Annotated in this window: 17 protein-coding genes; 9 read left to right on the forward strand and 8 right to left on the reverse strand. The window is 63.6% G+C overall.

Going from position 1 to position 20,917, the window contains the following annotated elements; genetic code table 11:
- The first annotated feature begins 277 nt into the window (after positions 1 to 277).
- Positions 278 to 1,525 carry an MFS transporter gene (locus PIN31009_RS08515; RefSeq protein ID WP_174997043.1) on the forward strand — a complete coding sequence of 416 codons (1,248 nt, stop codon included), beginning with the start codon at positions 278 to 280 and terminating at the stop codon, positions 1,523 to 1,525.
- A 2-nt stretch (positions 1,526 to 1,527) separates the two neighbouring features.
- On the opposite strand, the gene PIN31009_RS08520 is transcribed toward PIN31009_RS08515, so the two are convergent.
- Together PIN31009_RS08520 and PIN31009_RS08525 are read right to left on the reverse strand one after the other, a co-directional pair.
- Positions 1,528 to 2,040, reverse strand: coding sequence for a cupin domain-containing protein (locus PIN31009_RS08520; protein ID WP_150789940.1), 513 nt, complete (start codon positions 2,038 to 2,040; stop codon positions 1,528 to 1,530).
- A gap of 28 nt (positions 2,041 to 2,068) precedes the next feature.
- Entirely contained in the window at positions 2,069 to 2,836 is a 768-nt protein-coding gene (locus PIN31009_RS08525; RefSeq protein ID WP_150789941.1) for a 2-keto-4-pentenoate hydratase, read from the reverse strand.
- A gap of 381 nt (positions 2,837 to 3,217) precedes the next feature.
- Here PIN31009_RS08525 and PIN31009_RS08530 point away from each other — a divergent pair, with 381 nt between their 5' ends.
- Positions 3,218 to 3,877 (forward strand): GntR family transcriptional regulator, encoded by a 660-nt coding sequence (locus PIN31009_RS08530; protein WP_343039028.1) that lies wholly within the window; start codon positions 3,218 to 3,220, stop codon positions 3,875 to 3,877.
- A 30-nt stretch (positions 3,878 to 3,907) separates the two neighbouring features.
- Here PIN31009_RS08530 and PIN31009_RS08535 read toward each other — a convergent pair whose 3' ends face one another.
- Positions 3,908 to 4,582 carry a GntR family transcriptional regulator gene (locus PIN31009_RS08535; protein WP_150789942.1) on the reverse strand — a complete coding sequence of 225 codons (675 nt, stop codon included), beginning with the start codon at positions 4,580 to 4,582 and terminating at the stop codon, positions 3,908 to 3,910.
- 206 nt (positions 4,583 to 4,788) lie between these two features.
- Between PIN31009_RS08535 and PIN31009_RS08540 the strand changes: the two genes are divergently transcribed.
- The 5 genes from PIN31009_RS08540 to mdtD all read left to right on the forward strand — a co-directional run bounded on the left by PIN31009_RS08540 (position 4,789) and on the right by mdtD (position 11,437).
- On the forward strand, positions 4,789 to 5,568 hold the full coding sequence (locus PIN31009_RS08540; protein WP_150789943.1) for an enoyl-CoA hydratase/isomerase family protein: 780 nt from the start codon (positions 4,789 to 4,791) through the stop codon (positions 5,566 to 5,568).
- Between the two features lies 1 nt (position 5,569).
- The gene (locus PIN31009_RS08545; RefSeq protein WP_150789944.1) at positions 5,570 to 6,808 is read left to right on the forward strand and encodes a CaiB/BaiF CoA transferase family protein; all 1,239 of its coding nucleotides are present in this window, start codon (positions 5,570 to 5,572) and stop codon (positions 6,806 to 6,808) included.
- A gap of 419 nt (positions 6,809 to 7,227) precedes the next feature.
- Complete coding sequence (locus tag PIN31009_RS08550) at positions 7,228 to 9,093, forward strand: glycoside hydrolase family 15 protein (protein WP_150789945.1); 1,866 nt, start codon at positions 7,228 to 7,230, stop codon at positions 9,091 to 9,093.
- Between the two features lie 204 nt (positions 9,094 to 9,297).
- Positions 9,298 to 9,903, forward strand: a complete 606-nt coding sequence (locus PIN31009_RS27865) for a FlxA-like family protein (protein WP_174997045.1) — start codon at positions 9,298 to 9,300, stop codon at positions 9,901 to 9,903.
- 121 nt (positions 9,904 to 10,024) lie between these two features.
- Positions 10,025 to 11,437 (forward strand): multidrug transporter subunit MdtD, encoded by a 1,413-nt coding sequence (gene mdtD, locus PIN31009_RS08565; RefSeq protein ID WP_150683827.1) that lies wholly within the window; start codon positions 10,025 to 10,027, stop codon positions 11,435 to 11,437.
- A gap of 64 nt (positions 11,438 to 11,501) precedes the next feature.
- Here the strand turns inward: mdtD and PIN31009_RS08570 are convergent, their stop codons facing one another.
- Positions 11,502 to 12,749, reverse strand: a complete 1,248-nt coding sequence (locus PIN31009_RS08570) for an ABC transporter substrate-binding protein (RefSeq protein WP_150683828.1) — start codon at positions 12,747 to 12,749, stop codon at positions 11,502 to 11,504.
- A 194-nt stretch (positions 12,750 to 12,943) separates the two neighbouring features.
- Between PIN31009_RS08570 and PIN31009_RS08575 the strand changes: the two genes are divergently transcribed.
- Complete coding sequence (locus PIN31009_RS08575; RefSeq protein ID WP_150789946.1) at positions 12,944 to 13,888, forward strand: M14 family metallopeptidase; 945 nt, start codon at positions 12,944 to 12,946, stop codon at positions 13,886 to 13,888.
- 84 nt (positions 13,889 to 13,972) lie between these two features.
- Here PIN31009_RS08575 and PIN31009_RS08580 read toward each other — a convergent pair whose 3' ends face one another.
- Genes PIN31009_RS08580 through PIN31009_RS08595 form a run of 4 tightly spaced genes read right to left on the reverse strand, consistent with a single transcriptional unit; the run spans position 13,973 to position 17,589 of the window.
- Entirely contained in the window at positions 13,973 to 14,626 is a 654-nt protein-coding gene (locus tag PIN31009_RS08580) for a PqiC family protein (protein ID WP_174997046.1), read from the reverse strand.
- Between the two features lie 35 nt (positions 14,627 to 14,661).
- A complete protein-coding gene (locus tag PIN31009_RS08585; RefSeq protein WP_150683831.1) occupies positions 14,662 to 16,332 on the reverse strand; it encodes a PqiB family protein in 1,671 nt (556 codons plus the stop codon).
- Positions 16,325 to 16,969, reverse strand: coding sequence for a paraquat-inducible protein A (locus PIN31009_RS08590; RefSeq protein WP_058379608.1), 645 nt, complete (start codon positions 16,967 to 16,969; stop codon positions 16,325 to 16,327). Before PIN31009_RS08590 ends, PIN31009_RS08585 begins: the two co-directional genes overlap by 8 nt.
- Complete coding sequence (locus PIN31009_RS08595) at positions 16,966 to 17,589, reverse strand: paraquat-inducible protein A (RefSeq protein ID WP_246185566.1); 624 nt, start codon at positions 17,587 to 17,589, stop codon at positions 16,966 to 16,968. The genes PIN31009_RS08590 and PIN31009_RS08595 overlap by 4 nt, the downstream gene beginning before the upstream one ends.
- A 259-nt stretch (positions 17,590 to 17,848) precedes the next feature.
- Between PIN31009_RS08595 and fdnG the strand changes: the two genes are divergently transcribed.
- A complete protein-coding gene (gene fdnG / locus PIN31009_RS08600) occupies positions 17,849 to 20,917 on the forward strand; it encodes a formate dehydrogenase-N subunit alpha (RefSeq protein ID WP_150683832.1) in 3,069 nt (1,022 codons plus the stop codon).

The following is a 20,917-nucleotide window of genomic DNA, read 5'->3' on the forward strand; positions in this document are numbered from 1 at the left end:
ACTGAACCCGCACTGAACTCGCACTGATCTATTTCCCCTGTCTGGCTGCCGCCCGCGTACTTGACCGGCGCGTCGCGGCGGCCAGCTTTTTTCCGTGCAACGTCGATGCTTCGGACGCCGTGGCATTGCCGGGGCGGTTCACTGCAATGTCATCGAGGTTGCGCTAGAATTCCTTTTATTCGCAGGTCGCGCAACCCGCCGACGGCCTGACGATCTCTCTTCTCGTCATGACATGGCAGGCAACTGCGCCGTGTCCCCCCCAAGTTTCAAGACTCCCATGACTTCAACATCTGCGAAGCCACGCACGGGCTTTTGGCCTGCGCGCGCGGCGACGATGGCATTACTGTTTTGCAGCGGTTTTCTCTATGCGACGTGGGGCGTGCACGTGCCCACGGTCAAGGCGATGTTCGATCTGAACGATGCCAGCTTGTCGGTGGCGATGTTCGCCATCGCGGGCGGGGCCATCGTCACGATGTCGCGCATGGCCCGCTGGATCGGCCGCGCGGGCAGCCAGCGCGCCAGCCTTGTGTCGGGCATGGCGCTTGCTGTGACCGGCGCGTTCATTCTGTCGATGCCGAACTACTGGGGCCTTGTGGGCTGGCTCGCGTTGTATGGCGCCGCGAACGCCACGTATGACGTCGCCGTGAATGCACAGGCCGCCACGCTGGAGGCGCGCTACCGCAAGCCGATCATGGCCTCGCTGCACGGGTGTTTCAGTCTGGGCGGGATGTCGGGCGCACTCGTGGGCGGCGCATGGCTCGCGCATCAGGGTTCGCCGCAGTGGCATGTCGGTCTGGCGGCGATCGGCTGCGCTGTCGTGATGGTGGTCGGTGCGCGTTTCATGCAGCCCGACATGTTGCCGGGCGAGGCGCCGGTGGCGGCATCGTCGGCGGTTTCGTCGCGTAACGACGTCCCGCCGCCCGCGCTCGACGACATGTCGCGCCGCAAGCTGCATCGCCGCCTGACCGGCTTCGGCATTCTCGCGTTTCTCGGGTTGGTGGTGGAGGGCGCGATGTACGACTGGACGGCCGTCTACATGCGCGAGGTAGTGGCTGCACAAGGCGCATGGATCGGCGCGGGCTATGCGGCGTTCTCACTCGGCATGGCGGGCGGACGCTTCGGCGGCGACCCGGTGCGTGCGCGTATGGGCGGCGCTCGTCTGTTGCGTGTGAGCAGCTTGTTGTGTGTCGGTGGGGTGATGCTGGCGCTGGTCTGGCGCGAACCTGCGGCGGCCGTGGCCGGTTTTGCGCTGGCCGGACTGGGCCTGTCGAACGTGATGCCGGTGATGTTTGCGGCGTCGGGGGAAGTGGCACGCGGCGCGGGCATGGCAAGCGCCGAAGCGATTGCCGTGATGGCACGTCTCGCTTATCTCGGTCTGCTCGTGGGGCCGGTGCTGATCGGGGCGATCGCACACGGTATCAGTCTGCCGGTGGCATTGGCTGCGGGCCTGCTGTGCATCGTGCCGATTGCATTGCTTGCGCCGAAGATGCTGGCGGGCGCCGACGGGCGCACCGCACAGCACTGAGATCACGCAGGCGCACCACGCCCAAGGCGTTCGATCAGCGCGCGGTGCGCCGGCCATTGTGCGGCGAGCGTTGCCGGGTCGGCCATCTCAAAGTCCTCGAACGCGAACCCGGGGGCGACGGTACACCCGACCAGCGAGTAGCTCGTCGACGGCGCGGGCTGCGCCGCGAACCAATGCCCGGCAGGCACCACGTGCTGAAGCTGCTCGCCGTTCACCACATCGGCACCGAGGCATGTCGTCGTCAACTTGCCCGCCGGGTCGATCTCGTGAATCCAGAGCGTGCCGCCGAGATGGAAATGCCAGATCTCGTCGCTGCGAATCCGATGGAACGCGGAGAAATCGCCGGCCTCGAGCAAATAAAAAATCGCCGTGGAAATGTTGCGCGCACCCGAGAAGCCGGGCGGCAGTGCCTGCGCCGCCACGGTGTCTGCGGCGCGGTAGGTTTCGCGATAGTGGCCGCCTTCCGGATGCGGCTGTAGCCCCAGCGACGTGACGAGTTCAGCGGCAGACGGCATGGCGGACTCCTGACAAATCTCGGGAAACTCAGCGCAACGTGACCGATGCTTCACCGATCCCGTCGATGGTGCCGCGCAACACGCCGGCGCTGTTGGCGGGAATCATGCCGACATATGAGCCGCACGTAATCACGGCACCGGCGCGCATCGTGATGCCGCGCTTGCCGTTGTGATTGACGAGCCACGTGAGCAGCGCGCGCGGGTCGCCTGCCGGGTTGCGTGTACGGGCAGGGGCGATGTTGTTGCCGTCGAGTGTGAACGTCACTTTCGGCGAATCGTAGTTGAGCGATGCGGCGTACTCACGGCCGCTGCCGATCACCAATGCGCCGTTGTTCTGCAAATCGGCGAGCACGAAACGCGAATCGAGACCCGCCGCAGCATAGCGGCTATCGGTGATTTCGATGGTCACCAGCGTCTCGCCCACGTGCATGAAGATGTCGCGCTCGTCGTAGCGGCCCGGTTTGATATCGCGCGAGAGCCGGAACGCAATTTCCAGCTCCAGACCCGGACGGAAGAAATCGTTCAGCGCCAGCGCGCCTCCCGCCTCACTGACGACAGATGCGGGAATCGGTGCGCAGTTCGGCAGATCGGTCGGTGCCTTGGCGCCCACCTTCCAAGCGGTAATCGTCTCGCCGAGCAGGTCGAGCGTGCGCAATTGCACGGCGTAAGCGCCGTTGGCGTCGACAGGGCGCAACTCGGCCGCGGGCGAATCGATGGGCGTGTCGCCACGGCGCGTATCCGCCAACAAACGGGCGAGGGACTCGACGGCAGCTTGCGTATCGTGGGTGTCGGGCATGAAGCAGGTCTCCGGAATATGGGGCGGGCGATGCCCGTAGGTCGGGCAAACACCGGTGTGTCAGACAGACGAATCGTATACATAATTCAACGCCAATGGCGCAGTGCAGCGAACGTGATGCCTACCGCGCGAAAACAACAGTCAACGTAGTCAAAGTGACATCGATCTGCGAGAATCGGTTTCGTGTAATTGTTCGTAATATTTCGTGGAGTCCGTCGCAATAAGTCCTTGGCGCGCTACGCCGCCGTCCACGAAAGTGCCGTGCCTGGTGTCGATAACATTCTTCCAAAAGCGAGCGACCTTGCCGAGCCTATGCACTCTGTCCCGTTGAATGTTTTTCCGGATCACGCGTCCCATGGCCCGCCCGCGACTGAGGCCGCCGTGCACTTGCCGATCAGCCGTCAGGCGCTGCATCTGGCGGTCGGGGACCGCTTGCGCAGGATGATCACCGAAGGGGTGCTGCCCCCGGGCGCGCATCTGAACGAGCGTGCATTGTGCGAACAACTTGGCGTATCGCGCACGCCGCTGCGCGAGGCACTCAAGGCGCTGGCCGTCGAGCGCCTGATCGAATTGCTGCCCAATCGCGGCGCCCGCGTGGTGACGCTGTCGGCCGGCGATATTGCCGACGCGTTCGAACTGCTCAGTGGTCTCGAGGCGCTGGCGGGGGAGTTGGCCTGCGAGCGCATCACGCAGGCGGAAATCGACGAGATTCAAGCGCTGCACGCCACCATGAGCGTGTGCCACGCGCACGGCGATCTGCCCGGTTACTTCGAATGCAATCGGCGCATTCACGAACGTATCAACGCCGCCGCGCGTAATCCGTCGCTCATGCAGATGTATCAGGCGGTGAACCGGCGCTTGCAGGCGCTGCGTTTTCGCTCGAACCTGCATGCGGGCAAGTGGGAGCGTGCGATCGCAGAGCACGACGCCATGCTGGACGCCCTGCATCGGCGCGACGGCGTCACCCTCGGCCGCCTGCTGCGCGCGCATCTGATGGCCAAGTGCGACGTGGTGCTCGCTCACGTTCGCGCCGCCGCCTGACAGGCCGCGCCTGAGCTGCGCGGCGCGTACTTATGCGGCGCGGCTCGTACTCACCAGTCCTTCATTGAGCATGGCCGCGACATAAGCGTCGGTCTTGCTGCGCAGGTGCGTCTCCATGAGCGTGCGCAGGCGCTTGCTGTCGCGCCGGCGCATCAGCGCAAGCATTTCCGCGTGCTCGTCGACGGCTTGCCGCCAGCGTTCGGGCGTAGGCGTGAGACGCTCACGCACATGCCGCAGCCGCGCGTTCAGATTGTGGAAGTACTCCGCCAGCGGGCCGTTATCGGCGATGCGCAAGATGCGCAGGTGAATTTGCTGATTGAGCGAGAAATACGCTTCGTGATCCGTGCGTGCAAAGGCCGCTTCCATCTCGACTTGCAGGCGGGCGAGTTCTTCAAGATCGGCGTCCGTCGCCTTCTCGCAAGCCTGTTCGCCTGACAGCCCCTCAAGCACCGCCATCACCGCGAGCAGATTCACCACCTCGTCGACACTCACGCGCGCCACGCGGGCCCGGCGCGTCTCCGAGATTTCCACCAGTCCCTCATTGGCCAGCCGCTTGAGCGCTTCGCGCAGCGGCGTGCGCGATACCGCGAGTTCGTCGCACAGCGCCCGCTCGGACAGCGGCGCGCCCGGGCGTAGTTCACCGCTGACGATGCGCGCCTTGAGCGCTTCGTAAGCAGTGGCGTTGAGCGATGCTGACGTGTCCATGGGCCGTGGATTCTTAAAATGGAATGCCAATTCTGATGGGCATGAAGTGTTCCGTCAATCGCTTCAGGCGGTAATTCACACGTTAACCCTGATTTTTACGGTTATCACTTGCCAGTTCGACATCAATACTTCTATCGTTAACGAAAATTGGTATACCAAAATGGCTGCGGCACATGGGGTGCAAGCCAGCGTAAGAAGGAGGCAATGTGACATCGACCGTTCTGACCGAGCAACGCGGCGCAGTGGCGCTGGTGACGCTCAACCGTCCAGAGAAACTCAACGCACTGACCAAGCCGATGTGGCAGGCGTTAGGCGACACGATTCTTACGCTGTCCGAGGCGCCCGGCGTGCGCTGCATCGTGCTTCGCGGTGCGGGCGAAAAGTCGTTCGCGCCCGGCAACGACATCGCCGAGTTCGAGACCGATCGTGCCAATGTGGAACAGGCCCGGGCATACGGCGCGTTGATGCACAGAACGCTCGATGCGCTGGCCAATTGCCCGGTGCCGCTCGTGGCCATGATTCACGGCATCTGCGTGGGCGGCGGTATGGAAATCGCCGCGTCGTGCGACGTGCGCATTTGTGGTGAGTCGAGCCGCTTTGGCGCGCCGATCAATAAGCTGGGGCTGGTCATGGCGCATGCGGAGTTGTCGGGTTTGGTGCGACTGGTCGGGCCCACGCGTGCGCTGGAAATCTTGCTGGAAGGGCGAATTTTCGATGCACAGGAGGCGCAGCGTATCGGCCTCGTCACCCGAGTGGTCGCTGATGCGAACGTGACGGAAGAAGCCCTCGCCAGCGCCGAGCGCATTGCCGCCGGTGCACCGCTGGTGGCGCGCTGGCACAAGCGGTTCGTGCGTGAATTGGTGAGTGGCAAGCCACTGACGCCGGCACAGATCGACGAGGGCTTTGCGTGCTTCGGCACGGCCGATTTTCAAGCGGGCTATCGCGCGTTTCTCGCGAAGACGGCCCCGGTGTTCGAGGGGCGCTGAGATGACCGAGACCGTCCAACCCAAGGGTGGCCCGTTGCAGGGCGTGAAGGTGATCGAGTTGTCGCACATCATGTCGGGCCCAGTGTGCGGCATGATGCTGGCCGACATGGGCGCCGATGTCATCAAAGTCGAGAAGATGGAAGGCGACGATGCGCGCCGCTTCGCGCCCATCCTCGCGCATGGCGAATCGGCATCGTTCATGATGCTCAATCGCCATAAGCGCGGCATCGCGCTCAATCTCAAGACCGAGGGTGGCAAGGCAGTGTTGCGCAAGATGCTGGCCACTGCCGACGTCGTCACCGAGAACTACCGCAAAGGCACGATGGAGAAACTGGGTCTCGGCTATGAGACGCTGCGCGAGGCCAACCCGGCGCTGATCTATTGCGCAATCTCCGGGTACGGCCGCACGGGGCCGTATGCCGATAAGGGCGGATTCGATCTGATCGCGCAGGGCCTTTCGGGTCTGATGAGCGTGACGGGCGAGCCGGGGCAGGCCCCCATCAAGGCGGGTTCGCCGATTGCCGACATCAATGCGGGCATTCTGGCGGCGCTTGGCATCTCCGCAGCTTATGCGCACCGGTTGCGCACGGGGCAGGGGCAGATTGTCGACACGTCGCTGCTCGAGGCCGGGTTTCAACAGATGTATTGGGCGGCGGCCAATTTCTTCGCCAGCGGCGAGAATCCACCGAAGCTCGGCTCGGCCAACCCGACCAGCACGCCGTATCAGGCGTTTCGCACGAAAGACGGCTGGATCAATATCGGCGCGGCAAATCAGGCCAACTATGAGCGGCTGCTGCAAGTGCTCGACGCCCCCGAGATTGCCGGCGATCCGCGTTTTGCGACGAATGCCGGCCGCACGGCGAATCGTGCCGAACTCGTCGAGCGGATTACGTCGTATCTGATGCGCGACACGACGCAGGCGTGGGTCGAACGGCTCGACGCCGTCGGGCTGCCCGTCGGGCCGGTGTTGCCGATCTCCGAGGCCGCCGTGCATCCGCAGATCGTCGCGCGCGAGATGGTCGTGGAGACGGTGCACCCGCTCGATGGGCCCACGCGCAGCATCGGGCTGCCGATCCGGTTCTCGGAAACGCCCAAGCAGACCGGCGGCCCTGCACCGAGACTGGGCGAACACACGCTCGATGTGCTCGCGGAATATGGCTACGACGCCGCGCAGATCCGTGACCTGCTGGCGCAAGGCGCGATTCATGCATTGGCGGCGGCGCGCGCCACCGCGGCTTGATATTTGGGGGCACGCAGAAAGTCATGAAGTCATCAGAAACGCCGTGCACCGCCGAGGTGCCCGGCGTTTTTTTCATGAAGTGGAATTACGGCGCTAATTCGCGTCGCGATGAAAATTGATCCGAACTTCCCTCGGATGGGCCGGTCGGTCTTTAACGGATTGTGAATTGATCGTTAGCCGGGCATTCATTGGCGCCACGCGCGCCACCGACGAACCTCACCACACGGCAAGGCCGTAAGGAGGGAAGGGATGACTGATCGCATGCAGTTGAGCAGGGCAGGCAACAGGTTTCATAGGCGGTGTGAGCGGCACGAGGGCCGGCATGAGGGCCGGTACCAAGGCCGTTCGGCAGGAGGGTGGTCGCGCGAGAACGACGCGCGTACCATTGGGCTTCACGTATCGACGTTCGCGAGGTGAGCATGCCGGCACGCATCGAAGACTACGCCATGATTGGCGACTGCCGAAGCGCAGCGCTGGTGGCGCGCGACGGCTCGATCGACTGGCTCTGCTGGCCATATTTCGATTCTCCCGCCTGTTTTGCGGCGTTGCTCGGCGGTCCCGAGCACGGGCATTGGAAACTCGCCCCCGACGATCCCAAAGCCACCGTCACACGCCGCTATCACGACGACACCCTGATTCTGGAAACACGTTTTGAAACGTGTGAAGGCTGCGTGTCGATCATCGATTTCATGCCATTGCGCGATGGCGCGGCCGATCTGGTGCGGCTGGTCAAAGGCATCCACGGCACGATCACGATGTCGATGGAACTGATTCTGCGCTTCGACTATGGCGCATCGGTGCCATGGGCCCGCCCGCTGGACAAGGACGACGCCACCGGCCCGGGCATGCGCCTGATCGCGGGGCCTGACAAGGTGGTATTGCGCACACCGGTTCCCATTCAGGATGTGCCGGGCAGTTTGCGGGCCAGTTTTCAGGTGAAGGCGGGCGAGACCGTGCCATTCGTGTTGTCGCGGGTGGCCTCGCATCACGCCGATCCGCGCGAAATCGACCCGCTGGCGGCGCTCACCGATACCGAGCGCTACTGGCGCACGTGGGCGGGCCGCTGCCAACTGGACGGCCGCTGGACCGACGCGATCCGCCGTTCGCTCATCACCCTCAAGGCGCTGACGTTCGTGCCGACGGGCGGCGTGGTCGCCGCGCCCACGACGTCGCTGCCCGAACAACTCGGTGGCGAGCGTAACTGGGACTACCGCTATTGCTGGCTCAGGGACGCCACGCTGACGTTGCAGGCGCTCATGCTCGGCGGCTACTACACGGAAGCCAACGACTGGAGTGATTGGCTGGTGCGCGCCGTCGCGGGCGCGCCGTCGCAGGTGCAGATCATGTACGGGCTGTCCGGTGAGCGGCGGCTGCCGGAGTGGGAAGTCGACTGGCTGCCCGGCTACGAGGGTGCCAAGCCCGTGCGCGTGGGTAACGGCGCGGTCGGCCAGCTTCAGCTCGACGTGTACGGCGAAGTCATGGACGCGCTGCATCAGGCGCGCCTTGGCGGTCTGACGCCGGACGACGCGACATGGGAGGTGCAGACCAAGCTGGTCGCGCATCTCGAGACGGTCTGGCGCAAGCCCGACGAAGGCATATGGGAAGTGCGTGGCGGGCGCCAGCATTTCACTTACTCGAAGGTGATGGCGTGGGTGGCGTTCGACCGCGCGATCAAGTCGGCGGAGCGCTTCAATCTGCCGGGGCCGGTCGATCACTGGCGCAAGTTATGTCAGGAGATTCACACGGACGTCTGCACGCATGGCTTCGACAAGACGCACAACGCCTTCATGCAGGCGTATGGCTCCGACGAGATGGATGCGAGTGCCCTGATGATTCCGCTGGTGGGTTTTCTGCCCCCCGACGACCCGCGCGTGATCGGCACGGTCGAAGCGGTGGAGCGCGAGTTGATGCGCGATGGGCTGGTGCAGCGCTACCGCACCAGCCGAGTCGACGACGGCTTGCCGGCGGGCGAGGGCGCGTTTCTGGCGTGCAGCTTCTGGATGGTCGATTGTCTGGTGATGCTGGGCCGGCAGCGCGACGCCCGCAAGCTGTTCGAGCGGTTGCTGTCCTTGCGCAATGACGTGGGTTTGCTTGCTGAGGAGTACGACACGCACCACAAGCGTCAGGTTGGCAACTTCCCGCAGGCTTTTTCGCATATCGCGCTGGTGCATGCCGCGATTCGGCTCGAAGCCCTCGCTGACGACGAACGGGCGGATAACGATACGGATGCCGACGCCGACGAGGCGCATTACGAGCATGTGGGGTATCGGGCGGTTCGCGCCTGATCCGAAACCTGTTGTAACCCTTGCCGGGCCCGTGTTCGCACGGGCCCGCGTCATGTAGGGGGGATGCAGGCGGCATGTCGGTCGGCTTCGGCACGCACGGCCAAATCTCGCAGGGGAATAACGAATTGCTAAAGGTATTCGCAAAGGATGCCGTAATAACTTTCGAATCCTTACAATCCTTCTTTGCGGAGCGCCCCCCTCTCCATGACTATCATCGCGGTCAAGAACAGCTCGACGTCCAGCCTGCTCGACGTCTGGCAAGCGCACATCCAGTCGCAGCAGGCCGAAAAGGCTCAGGCGGCACAGGCGGCCGCTGCGGGTAATGCGGCCGGTCAGAAAGCCGGGGTGGCCGCTACGGCGAATGCCTCGAACACCTCCGACAAGGCGGCAAAGCCCGCCGACGGCAGCACGGCGCCGGCGGCGTCCACCACCACGCCCGATGCCAACAACAACGGCACGAGTTCGCGCAAGATCGACGCCGATATGGTGAAGTCGGTGCGCGAAGCGAGCGATGCCGCGAAGGCGATCGGCGGGGCGGCGGCCGGCGGCGCCGGCGCGGCAGGCGGTGCGGGAGGTGCGGCCCCGGCCGCCAACGGCATCGTCGAGCAGACCATCCAGAAGCTCAAGGACATGCTGGCCAAGGTGATGGCGCAGCTCGAAGCCGTGCGCAACAACGACTCGATTCCGCCGGAAGAGAAGATGGCGGAAGTGCAGACGCTGTCGGCACAGGCGATGACGATTCGCGCACAAATCCAGACGTTGATGGACCCGAGCAAGACTACCGGCACGCGCGTCAACACCACGGCCTGACAGACGTCCCCCGTCTTTTCCCCTGTGCTCGGGAGATTTGGCGCGATAGAATTCGGCTTTCGCTTAATTCTTGAGACGGCACCGCGATCGCGCGTGCCGTCCCAGCCTTCTCCCTCGCAGCATGAAGCAAGACAAGTCACTCACCGCCCTGTTGTGGATCGTTGCGGCGGGCTTTTTCATGCAGGCGCTCGACGGCACCATCGTCAACACGGCACTGCCGGCCATGGCCGCCAGCCTCGGCGAGAACCCGCTGCGCATGCAGCCCGTGGTGGTTGCCTACTCGCTCACGATGGCCATGCTCACGCCCGCGTCGGGCTGGCTTGCCGACCGCTTCGGCACGCGCCGCGTGTACTTCGTCGCCATTCTTCTCTTCGTATTGGGCTCGATCTGCTGCGCCATGGCGCACACGCTGCCGCAATTGGTCGTCGCGCGCGTGCTGCAAGGCGCAGGCGGCTCGATGCTGCTGCCGATCGGCCGGCTGGCCGTGCTGCGCACCTTTCCCGCCGAGCAATATCTCGCCGCGCTGGCCTTCGTCTCGATTGCCGGACAGGTCGGCCCGATGATGGGGCCGGTGCTGGGCGGCTGGCTGGTCGAGGTGTCGTCGTGGCACTGGATCTTCCTGATCAACGTGCCCATCGGCGTCATCGGCAGTCTGGCGGTGCGGCGCTATCTGCCGCGGCCTGCCAAGGAAGATGTCATCGAGACCGGCTTCGACTGGATTGGCTTTGCCATGCTGTCGGTGGCCATGGTGTCGTTCACGCTGGCGCTCGATCACCCGTTCCCGCAAGCGGGTTGGGCGCCGTCGGTGGCGTTGGCGCTGCTGTGCGTGGCGACGACTGCCGGCTACTGGCCCTACGCGCGCCGAAGCGCTGCGCCGCTGTTTCCGCTGGAGCTCTTCGAGACGCGCAGCTTCAGTCTGGGGCTGCTCGGTAATCTGGTCGCACGGATCGGCAGCAGTGCGGTGCCGTTTTTGATGCCGCTGTTGTTGCAGGTCGGCATGGGCTACAGCCCGCTCATCTCGGGCCTGACGATGTTGCCCATGGCGCTCGCCGGGATCGTCGTCAAGCGGATGGTCACGCCGCTGGTCAAGCGCTACGGCTACACGCGTTTCCTGATGGTCAATACGGCGGTGGTGGGGGGCTCGATTGCGAGCTTCGCGCTGTTCGGGCCGGGCTGGCCGATGTGGCTGGGCATTGTGCAACTGGCCGTGTTCGGCGGCGCGGGCTCGATGCAGTTTGCGGCCATGAACAGTGTGACGCTCAAGGATCTCGGCGCGCGTCGTGCCAGTGCGGGCAACGGCCTGTTCTCCATGGCGCAGATGCTCGCGCTGGGGCTGGGGGTGACCATCGGCGGTCAACTGCTGGCGCTCTTCGGCCATCTGGCGGGCGAGGCGGGCGAACTTGGCATGGGCGGCACAGTGGCCGGCTTCCGGATGACGTTCGTGTGCGTCGGCCTGATTACGCTGGCCTCGGCGTTGGTGTTCCGCCGTGTGGAAGAGCAGCGTCCGGCGGTCGCCGGTGTGGCAGGGCAGTAACTAACTAAGATCGCGGTACCCGGGCAGCCACCGCAGCGATGACTGCCCGTGCGTCACGCCGTGCTTACTTCTTCACCAGCGAGCACTTCGATTCGGCCAGTGGCGCGAATGCCTTGTCGGCCGGAATCGTTTCGAGAATCTTGTAAAGATCCCAGTCCCCCTTCGACTCTGCCGGCGTCTTGACCTGCACGAGCAGCATGTCGTGCACGAGCTTGCCGTCCGCACGGATATGGCCGTTGCGAATCACCGGGTCGTCGATCTTCATCGTCTTGAGCTTGGCCATGACGGCGTCTGCGTCGTCGGTACCGGCCGCCTGAATCGCCTTCAGATAGTTGAGCACCGCCGAGTAGACGGCCGCCTGCATCATCGTCGGCATCTTTTTGTGCTGCGCGTAGAAGCGCTGTGCGAAGCCGCGCGAACGGTCGTCCTGATCCCAGTAATAGCCGTTGGTCAGAATCATGCCCTGCGCGTTCTTCAGGCCCATGCCGTGCACTTCGGTAATGAGCGAGAGCAGCGGCGTGAAGACCTGTTTGCTGCCCTGAATCATGTTGAACTGCGACGCCTGCTTGACCGTGTTGAGCGTGTCGGTGCCCGAGTTGGCCAGTGCGATGACCTGCGCGCCCGAGGTTTGCGCGCGCAGCAGGTATGACGACATGTCGGGCGAGTTGACCGGGTGCTTGACCGAGCCGACGACCTTGCCGCCCTGACGCGTGAGGATTTCGCTGGCGTCTTTTTCCAGTGCCTGACCGAACGCGTAGTCGGCGGTGATGAAGTACCACGACTTGAGGCCGCGGCGCAGCAGCGCCTGCGAAGTGGAGTTGGCCAGCGCGTAGGTGTCGTACATCCATTGCACGCTGTGCGCCGTGCACTGCTCGTTGCTGATGGCCGACGAACCGGCGCCCGTGACGAGGGCGATCTTTTTCTTCTCGTCGGCAATGCGGTCGACGGCGAGGGCGACGTTCGAGAAGGTGAGGTCGGTGATCATGTCGACCTTGTCGCGGTCGTACCACTCGCGCGCGATGGTCGCGCCCGTGTCGGTCTTGCCTTGCGAGTCGGCCGAGACGAGTTCGATGGGGGCGCCGAGTACCTTGTGGTCTTTGGCAAAGTCGTCGATGGCCATGGTGGCGGCGAGCACGCTGCCTTTGCCTGCGTTATCGCTCGACACGCCCGACAGGTCGGTGAGCACGCCGATCTTGACGACGCCGTCGGAAATGGCCGCTGCGTGGGCGGCCGGGGCGAAGCTGGCGGTGAATGCGCCGAGGGCGAGCGCAGAGGCGGCACACGCAATCGCGCGCCGGATAAGGGTGGGCATGGCTTGTCTCCGATATTCGAGTTATGTCGACCCGCCGCACCGTCGTGATGCGGGCAAGGTCTCGAATATCTTAAACATCTCGTAATCGATTGCGCAATCCGTAAATTTTCTAGGCGTTGCAAGGCGGGCGCGGTGCCCGGCGGCGCGCTATTGCGCCCTATAATGCCGTCGATTCGTCGGGCACTCTGGTCATCATGGACACACAAAACAGCAAGGCAATGTATCGAGACATCTCCGCCTACAAGGCGGGGAACACGGGCACCGATTACGTTCATCATTTCGATTCGGGGCTGCCCGGGCCGCATTTGCTGATCAGTTCGCTCGTGCATGGCAACGAGTTTTGCGGCATGCATGCCGTGACGCATTTGCTGGACCGGGGCGTGCGCCCGGCGCGAGGCAAGTTGACGTTGCTTTTCGCCAACGTCGAAGCCTACGAAAGCTTTGACGAATCGAAACCCTTCGCGAGCCGCCAACTGGTGCATAACCTGAACCGGATCTGGTCCGACGAGTACTTGCAAGGGGAATCGGATAGCCCGGAAATCCGTCGCATGCGCGAGCTCGCCCCGTTTGTGGACGCGGCAGATCACGTGCTGGATATCCACTCGACGTCGCTCGATGTCCCGCCGTTCTGGGTGTACCCGGATGCGCAACGCAACAGCGCGCTGGCCGAAGCCATCGACGTGTGTGGCTTGCACCTGATCATGCCGAAGGGGCTCGGGTCGGGCACGCCGTTGATCCAGTTCGGGCGATTTGGCGAAGCAGCCTCAACCGCAGGCGCGGCCGTCGTGATCGAGTGCGGGCAACACTTCAAGCCTTCCAGCGCCGCAGTGGCGATTGCCGCCGCGACCAAATTCCTCACGCACTTCGGGCTCATTGAAGCGAGTGAGGCAGGCGACGCCGAACCGCAACCGAGCGTGCGACGCCGTTTCGAACTGGTGGAGACGCACGTGGTGCAGACGCCGGAGTTCCGCTTCGCGCGCCCGGTCGTCGGGTTCGAAGTGTTCGGCAAAGATGAACTGGTGGCGACCGACGGCGACACGCAAATTGTCGCGCCTTTCGATGGCTGCACGGTCATCATGCCGACGCGTGAGCCCATCGTGGGCCGTGAAGCGATGTATCTGGCGCGGGAGCGCGTCTGAGCGACGCGTGAAGCGTTGATGCAGTTGCCGGGCAGCGGATGTTGCCGATGCCCGGCAATTCAGTTCTAGCGTGCTTCGGCGGTGTTACCCGTCGCAGCGCGGCGTCGCGCCTTGTGCACTGGTTGCGATGGCGCGGCCGATGCTGTCGGTCAATTGGCCGACCAGCTTGCGCTGCGCGGCGACCACCTCGGGAATGCCGCCTGATGCGGGCTCGGTGCCATTGAAACGGCAGGTCAGCACCACGTCACCCGGCACACGGCGCACCGTCCAGACGGCGGTGAGCGCAGCCTGTTCACCGGGCGCAGACTCGAAGCGTTGCACCGACGTGGACAGGCGATACACCGTCACACCGTCAGCGCGCGGCAGCCCATACACATCCATCGCACCGAGACGTTGCGTCAGGCCGCGCGAGATCGTCGACGTCAGCTCGTTTTTGAGCGGGGCCGCCCAGCGCGACGCTTCCAGAATATCGACTTGTCCGCCGCCCTTGGTCACGACGATCTGCGGGCGGTCGACCTGCTCGGGTACGGCCACCGGCGACACTTCAATGGCATACGGCGTTGCGGGCGCGTTGGTTCCCACATTGCCCGCACTGGCCGTGTTGGCCGTATTTGAAGCGCCTCCTGCACCTGCGAGCGTGTAGAAACTCGGCGTCGGCGACGCACAACCCGCCATCGCCAGCACCAGCCCAGCCATCGTTGCGGTGGCAGCCGACGCAACGGCGCGGCGACCCAACATGCTTCGGGAGCTACGGAACATATCGGTCGGCCTCATCATGGTTGCGGATCCTTCGGTTTGCCGCGCAGCAGCGCTTCTGGGTGCTGTTGCAGATAGTCGGCGAGCGTGTTGAGCGAGCGCAGCGTCTTGGTCAGTTCCTGCATGGCCTGACGCACATCCTGCTGCACCGGGGCGTCTTCGGACAGCGTGCGCTCGGCGGCACCGAAACTCTTCTTCGCTTCGCCCAGCGTTGCCTTGGCTTCCGGCGCGATCTCGGTATCGAGCTGCTTGAACAGCCCCTGCACGCTGTCGAGCGTCTTGTCGAGCTTGGCCAGCGACGAGTTGAGATTCTGTCCGATGGTGTCGAACGGAATCTTGTCGAGCTTGCCGGCAATGTCGGCAATCTGGAGTTGCAACTGGTCGAGCGTGTTGGGCACGGTCGGCAGCACGAGTACGCCGTCGACATCCTCGGCCTTGGCGGGCGCGACATTCGGGAAGAAGTCGAGCGCCACGTACAACTGGCCGGTGAGCAGGTTGCCCGTGCGCAGTTGACCGCGCAGACCGCGCGCCACCAGCGCGTTGAGAATCTGATGGCTCGCCAGCTCGTTTTGCGGCAGGTTGTTCTTCGCGTCGCGACGGCGCAAGCGGTCCGGATACAGCTCGACCGTCACCGGCATGGCGATGCGCTTGGTGGCTTGATCGAATTCCACGCCGATGGAGGTGACTTCGCCGAGCGTGATGCCCCGGAAGTCGATCGGTGCGCCCACTGCCAAGCCTCGCAGCGACTGCTGGAAGCGGAACACCACGCGCACCGGATGCGTGTCGGGCGCCTTCATGGCGGTCGATTCGTCCGGCGCGAGGCGGAATTCCTGCCCCGGTTTGGCCATGACGCCAGCGCCGGCATCCGCCGGTGCCTGGAAGGCGATGCCGCCGATGACGACCGACGCGAGCGACTGCGTATTCACTTGGAAGCCGCTCGAATCGAGCCGCAGATCGATGCCGCTCGCATGCCAGAAGCGCGTGTTGGTGCCCACATATTGATCGTAAGGTGCCTGCACGAAGACGCGCAGCGTGACGCCCTTGCCATCGGCATCGAGCGAATAAGCTTCGACCTGCCCGACCTGAATGCGGCGGTAGTAAATCGGTGAGCCGATGTCGAGCGAGCCGATATCGGCCGCGTGCAGAATGAACGGCTTGCCGGGCTGACCGCTCGAGACGACCGGCGGCACTTCGAGACCGACGAAGTGCTCCGCCGTGTCTTTCGTCTTACCGGCGTCGGCGCCGATGTAAGCGCCCGAGAGCAGCGTGGAAAGGCCCGAGACACTGCCGCCGGCCACGCGCGGACGCACGACCCACCAGCGCGAATCCTTGACGGCAAAGCGCTTGGCGTTCTTGGTGAGATCGACCGTCACGCGCACATAGGTGAGGTCGTCGGAAAGCTCGATGTTCTTCACCGTGCCGATGTCGACTTCCTTGAACTTGACCTTGGTCTTGCCGGCTTCGAGGCCTTCGGCCGTCTTGAAGTCGATGGTGACCGTCGGGCCGCGCTCGACGATGACTTTGGCCACCAGCGAGAGCCCGATCACGGCGGCGACGAGCGGAATCAGCCAGACGAGCGACGGTGCCCAGCGCTTGCGCCGCTCGATGGCGGGCGTGGGCAAATCGTCGGCACCGGCCGGCGGTTGCTTCGCGTCGCTGTTGTTTTTCTCGTCTTTCGGGTCAGTCATGGTCGTCCTGTTCGGTGTCGTCGTCGCGGATCTGGTCCCAGATCAGGCGCGGGTCGAACTGCATGGAGGCCAGCATGGTCAGCACCACCACCGAGCCGAAGGCCACGATGCCGGGGCCGGCCTGAATCACGGCAAGCGACTGGATATTCACGAGCGCGACCATCAACGCCACGACGAAAACATCGAGCATCGACCAGCGGCCGATGAATTCGACCATGTGATAGAGCTTCGTGCGTTGATGCGGTTTCCAGCGGGCACCGCGCTGCGCCGTGAAGCACAGCAGCGACAGCGCAATGAGCTTGAGCATGGGCACCAGAATACTGGCCGTGAAGACCACGATGGCCAGATCGTATTCGCCGCTGGTCCAGAAATAGATCACGCCGCTCATGATGGTGTCGCTGGAATTACCAAGCAGCGAGCGCGTCTGCATCATGGGCAGGAGGTTGGCGGGAATGTACAGGATGGCCGCCGCAATCAGCAAGGCCCAAGTGCGCGCCAGACTGTCGACCTTGCGCTGGTGCAGCACCGCGCCGCAACGCGGGCAGCGCTCCTTTTCCACCGTTTTGACTTCGCGTGCGAGCCGGCCGCAGACGTGGCAGGCCACCAACCCGGCTGCTTTCGCGGTGAGGTACTTCATCGGGGCACCGTCCCGCGATCGTTGCGGGCACGGTCAAGGGCTTTGGCGCGGGCGTCTTGGGCGGCCGGGTCCGGCGTGCGGTCGATCAATTGCCAGAGATTGCGCAGGTCGTACGAGAGCACCATCGCGAGAAATACGGTGAGCGCGCAGAAGGCCCACAGGGCAATGCCCGGCAACACGCTGGCCATGGCCGAGAGCTTCACCAGCGACACCAGCACGCCCAGCATGAAGACTTCGATCATGCCCCACGGGCGGCAGAACTCGATGGCGCGCATCACGGCAAACACGGCGCGCGGCCGGCGGCCAACCGAGAGCGGCCCAATCAGGTGCACGAGCGCGAGCAGTTGCGACAGGGGAAACAGCACCGTCGTCGCGAACACGAGCAGCGCCACCAGCCACATCCCCTCTCGGTACAGCGCCCAAGCGGCGCCGATGAGCGTGGTCTCGGTATAGATGCCTTGCACTTCGATCTCGACGATCGGGAAGGCGTTGGCAATGGCGAAGACGATCAGACACGTCACCGTGAGCGCGAGCACGCGCGACAGGCGAAGGTCGGGAGAGCGATAGAGCACCGAGTGACAGCGTACGCAGCGGGCGGTCTCGTGCGGCGGCAGATCCATGCGACGGTGCAGAGTGTCGCAATTGGGACACGCGATCAGGTCCGTCACATCATCTACAGGGGGCAATGTATCCATTACCTTCGGGGGACGGTGACCAAAGTGACGCTCAGAATACCAAATTGTTGGGGAAGTTCCCACGTTGTGCACTGCAACGACATTTTCGGCATGGTTTGTGCTAAGTCACGGAAAACGCTCAACACTTTGCTCTATACTCAACAAACTCCCGCAAAGTTTCCAAAGATTTGAGGAGAATTCCCCCATGCTTAATATGTCCAGGCGCCAGTTCCTCAAAGTGAGTGGCGCAACGCTGGCAGGGTCCAGCCTGGCAATGCTCGGGTTCGCACCCGACGCTGCGCTGGCCGAGGTTCGCCAGTTCAAGCTCGCGCGTGCGACCGAGACCCGCAATACCTGTCCGTACTGTTCTGTCGCTTGCGGCATCCTCATGTACAGCTACGGCGACGGTGCCAAGAACGCGAAGAAGAGCGTTTTCCACATCGAAGGCGATCCCGATCACCCGGTCAATCGCGGCACCTTGTGCCCGAAGGGTGCCAGCCTGATCGACTTCATCCATAGTCCGAGCCGCCTCAAGTACCCCGAGTACCGCAAGCCCGGCTCCGACAAGTGGGAACGCATCTCGTGGGACGACGCGCTCGATCGCATCGCCAAGCTGATGAAGGCCGACCGCGACGCCAATTTCGTCGAGAAAACCGACGATGGCATGACGGTCAACCGCTGGACCACGACCGGCATGCTGGCCGCGTCGGCGTCGAGCAACGAAGTCGGTTATCTCACTCACAAAGTCATCCGCAGTACCGGGATGCTGGGATTCGATAATCAGGCACGTGTCTGACATGGCCCGACGGTGGCAGGTCTTGCCCCGACGTTTGGCCGTGGAGCGATGACGAACCATTGGGTCGACATCAAGAACGCGGATCTGGTACTCATCATGGGCGGCAACGCAGCCGAGGCGCACCCGTGCGGTTTCAAATGGGTGACCGAGGCGAAGGCGCACAACAAAGCGCGCCTGATCGTCGTTGACCCGCGCTTTAACCGTTCGGCATCGGTCGCAGATTATTACGCCCCGATTCGTACCGGCACGGACATCGTCTTCCTCGGCGGGTTGATCAACTACCTGCTCACGAACGACAAGATTCAACACGAATACGTCAAGAACTACACCGACTTCACCTTCCTGGTGAAAGACGAGTTCCAGTTCGAAGACGGGCTCTTCTCCGGCTACAACGCTGAGAAGCGCACCTACGACCGCAGCTCCTGGGATTACCAGAAGGGCGCGGACGGCTTCGTGCTCACCGACCCCACGCTGCAACACCCGCGCACGGTCTTCCAACTGATGAAGCAGCACTACTCGCGCTATACGATCGATATGGTCGAGCGGGTGTGCGGCACGCCGGCCGACAAGGTCGAGTACATCTTCAAGCAGATTGCCGAGTGCTCGACGCCTACGCGCACGATGACCATCCTGTATGCACTGGGATGGACGCAGCACTCGATCGGCTCGCAGATCATTCGTACCGGTGCCATGGTGCAGTTGCTGCTGGGCAATATCGGTGCGGTGGGTGGCGGCATGAACGCGTTGCGCGGTCACTCCAATATTCAGGGGCTGACCGATCTGGGGCTGATGACCGACTTGCTGCCGGGCTACATGTCTTTGCCCAAGCAGGCCGAGCAGTCTATCGATCAGTACCTGACGGCCCGCACGCAAAAACCGCTGCGTCCGAACCAGCTCAGCTACTGGCAGAACTACCCGAAGTTCCACGTCAGCCTGATGAAGGCGTGGTGGGGCGACGCGGCCACGGCCGAGAACAACTGGGCGTACGACTATCTGCCCAAGCTCGACAAGCCGTACGATCTGCTGCAAGTGCTGGAGTTGATGAACAAGGGCAAGATCACCGGCTACATCGCACAGGGCTTCAACCCGATTGCGGCGGCGCCGGCGAAGGTCAAGTGGGATTCCGCACTGGCCCAGCTCAAGTTCCTGGTCATCATGGACCCGCTCGCGACTGAGACGTCCGAGTTCTGGAAGAATTTCGGCGAACACAACAACGTCGATTCGAGCAAGATCCAGACCGAGGTGTTCCGTCTGCCGACCACCTGTTTCGCGGAAGAAGACGGTGCACTCGTCAACTCCGGGCGCTGGTTGCAGTGGCACTGGAAGGGCGCCGAGCCGCCGGGCGAAGCACGCACCGACATCGAGATCATGTCGGGCCTGTTCCTGCGCCTGCGCGAGATGTACAAGACGCAGGGCGGCAAGTACCCCGACCCGATCGTCAATCTCTCGTGGCCGTATGCACAGGCTGAGAGCCCGTCGCCGGAAGAAATCGCCAAGGAGTACAACGGCAAAGCGCTCAAGGATCTGGTCGATCCGAAGGACCCGACCAAGGTTACGCGCAAGGCCGGTGAGCAATTGGCCGGTTTCGCCGAGTTGAAGGACGACGGCAGCACGTCGTCGGGCTGCTGGATCTTCGCGGGATCGTGGACGCAGGCCGGTAACCAGATGGCACGCCGTGACAATAGCGACCCGACCGGTATCGGCCAGACGCTGAACTGGGCGTGGGCATGGCCGGCCAACCGGCGCATTTTGTACAACCGCGCCTCGGCCGACGTGGCCGGCAAGCCGTTCAACCCGAAGCACAAGCTGATTTCGTGGAACGGCAAGTCGTGGGTGGGCGCCGACGTGCCCGACTTCAAGGTGGATGAAGATCCGGCCGGCGGCATGGGCCCGTTCATCATGAACCCCGAAGGTGTGGCGCGCTTCTTCGCGAAGGCGGGTATGGCCGAAGGGCCGTTCCCCGAGCACTACGAGCCGTTCGAGACGCCGCTGGGCTACAACCCGCTGCATCCGAAGAACCCCAAGGTCACTAGCAACCCGGGCGCCCGCGTGTTCCCGGACGATCTGGCGACGATGGGCACTGCGGATAAATTCCCGTATGTGGCGACGACGTATCGTCTGACCGAGCACTTCCACTACTGGACCAAGCACGCGTTGCTCAACTCGATCATCCAGCCCGAGCAATTCGTCGAAATCGGCGAAGCGCTGGCCAAGGAGGTCGGGGTGGTGGCGGGCGACACGGTCAAGGTGTCGTCCAACCGGGGCTTCATCAAGGCCAAGGCGGTGGTGACCAAGCGGTTGAGGGCGCTCCAGATCGACGGCAAGACCGTCCATCACGTGGGCATTCCGATTCACTGGGGCTTCAAGGGGGTCGCCAAACCGGGCTTCCTTGCGAATACGCTCACTCCGATCGTCGGCGACGGCAACTCGCAGACACCGGAAGTGAAGTCGTTCCTGGTGAAGGTCGAGAAGGCATAG

It is taken from the genome of Pandoraea iniqua (genome assembly GCF_902459685.1).
In the GTDB taxonomy this organism is placed as follows: Bacteria; Pseudomonadota; Gammaproteobacteria; order Burkholderiales; family Burkholderiaceae; genus Pandoraea; species Pandoraea iniqua.

What these genes read in the sequence shown, in the direction of transcription:
- PIN31009_RS08515 (WP_174997043.1), top strand. Translation starts at nt 278, where the DNA reads ATGACTTCAACATCTGCGAAGCCACGCACGGGCTTTTGGCCTGCGCGC.
- PIN31009_RS08520 (WP_150789940.1), bottom strand. Translation starts at nt 2,040, where the DNA reads ATGCCGTCTGCCGCTGAACTCGTCACGTCGCTGGGGCTACAGCCGCAT.
- PIN31009_RS08525 (WP_150789941.1), bottom strand. Translation starts at nt 2,836, where the DNA reads ATGCCCGACACCCACGATACGCAAGCTGCCGTCGAGTCCCTCGCCCGT.
- PIN31009_RS08535 (WP_150789942.1), bottom strand. Translation starts at nt 4,582, where the DNA reads ATGGACACGTCAGCATCGCTCAACGCCACTGCTTACGAAGCGCTCAAG.
- PIN31009_RS08545 (WP_150789944.1), top strand. Translation starts at nt 5,570, where the DNA reads ATGACCGAGACCGTCCAACCCAAGGGTGGCCCGTTGCAGGGCGTGAAG.
- PIN31009_RS08550 (WP_150789945.1), top strand. Translation starts at nt 7,228, where the DNA reads ATGCCGGCACGCATCGAAGACTACGCCATGATTGGCGACTGCCGAAGC.
- PIN31009_RS27865 (WP_174997045.1), top strand. Translation starts at nt 9,298, where the DNA reads ATGACTATCATCGCGGTCAAGAACAGCTCGACGTCCAGCCTGCTCGAC.
- mdtD (WP_150683827.1), top strand. Translation starts at nt 10,025, where the DNA reads ATGAAGCAAGACAAGTCACTCACCGCCCTGTTGTGGATCGTTGCGGCG.
- PIN31009_RS08570 (WP_150683828.1), bottom strand. Translation starts at nt 12,749, where the DNA reads ATGCCCACCCTTATCCGGCGCGCGATTGCGTGTGCCGCCTCTGCGCTC.
- PIN31009_RS08575 (WP_150789946.1), top strand. Translation starts at nt 12,944, where the DNA reads ATGGACACACAAAACAGCAAGGCAATGTATCGAGACATCTCCGCCTAC.
- PIN31009_RS08580 (WP_174997046.1), bottom strand. Translation starts at nt 14,626, where the DNA reads ATGTTGGGTCGCCGCGCCGTTGCGTCGGCTGCCACCGCAACGATGGCT.
- PIN31009_RS08585 (WP_150683831.1), bottom strand. Translation starts at nt 16,332, where the DNA reads ATGACTGACCCGAAAGACGAGAAAAACAACAGCGACGCGAAGCAACCG.
- PIN31009_RS08590 (WP_058379608.1), bottom strand. Translation starts at nt 16,969, where the DNA reads ATGAAGTACCTCACCGCGAAAGCAGCCGGGTTGGTGGCCTGCCACGTC.
- PIN31009_RS08595 (WP_246185566.1), bottom strand. Translation starts at nt 17,589, where the DNA reads ATGGATCTGCCGCCGCACGAGACCGCCCGCTGCGTACGCTGTCACTCG.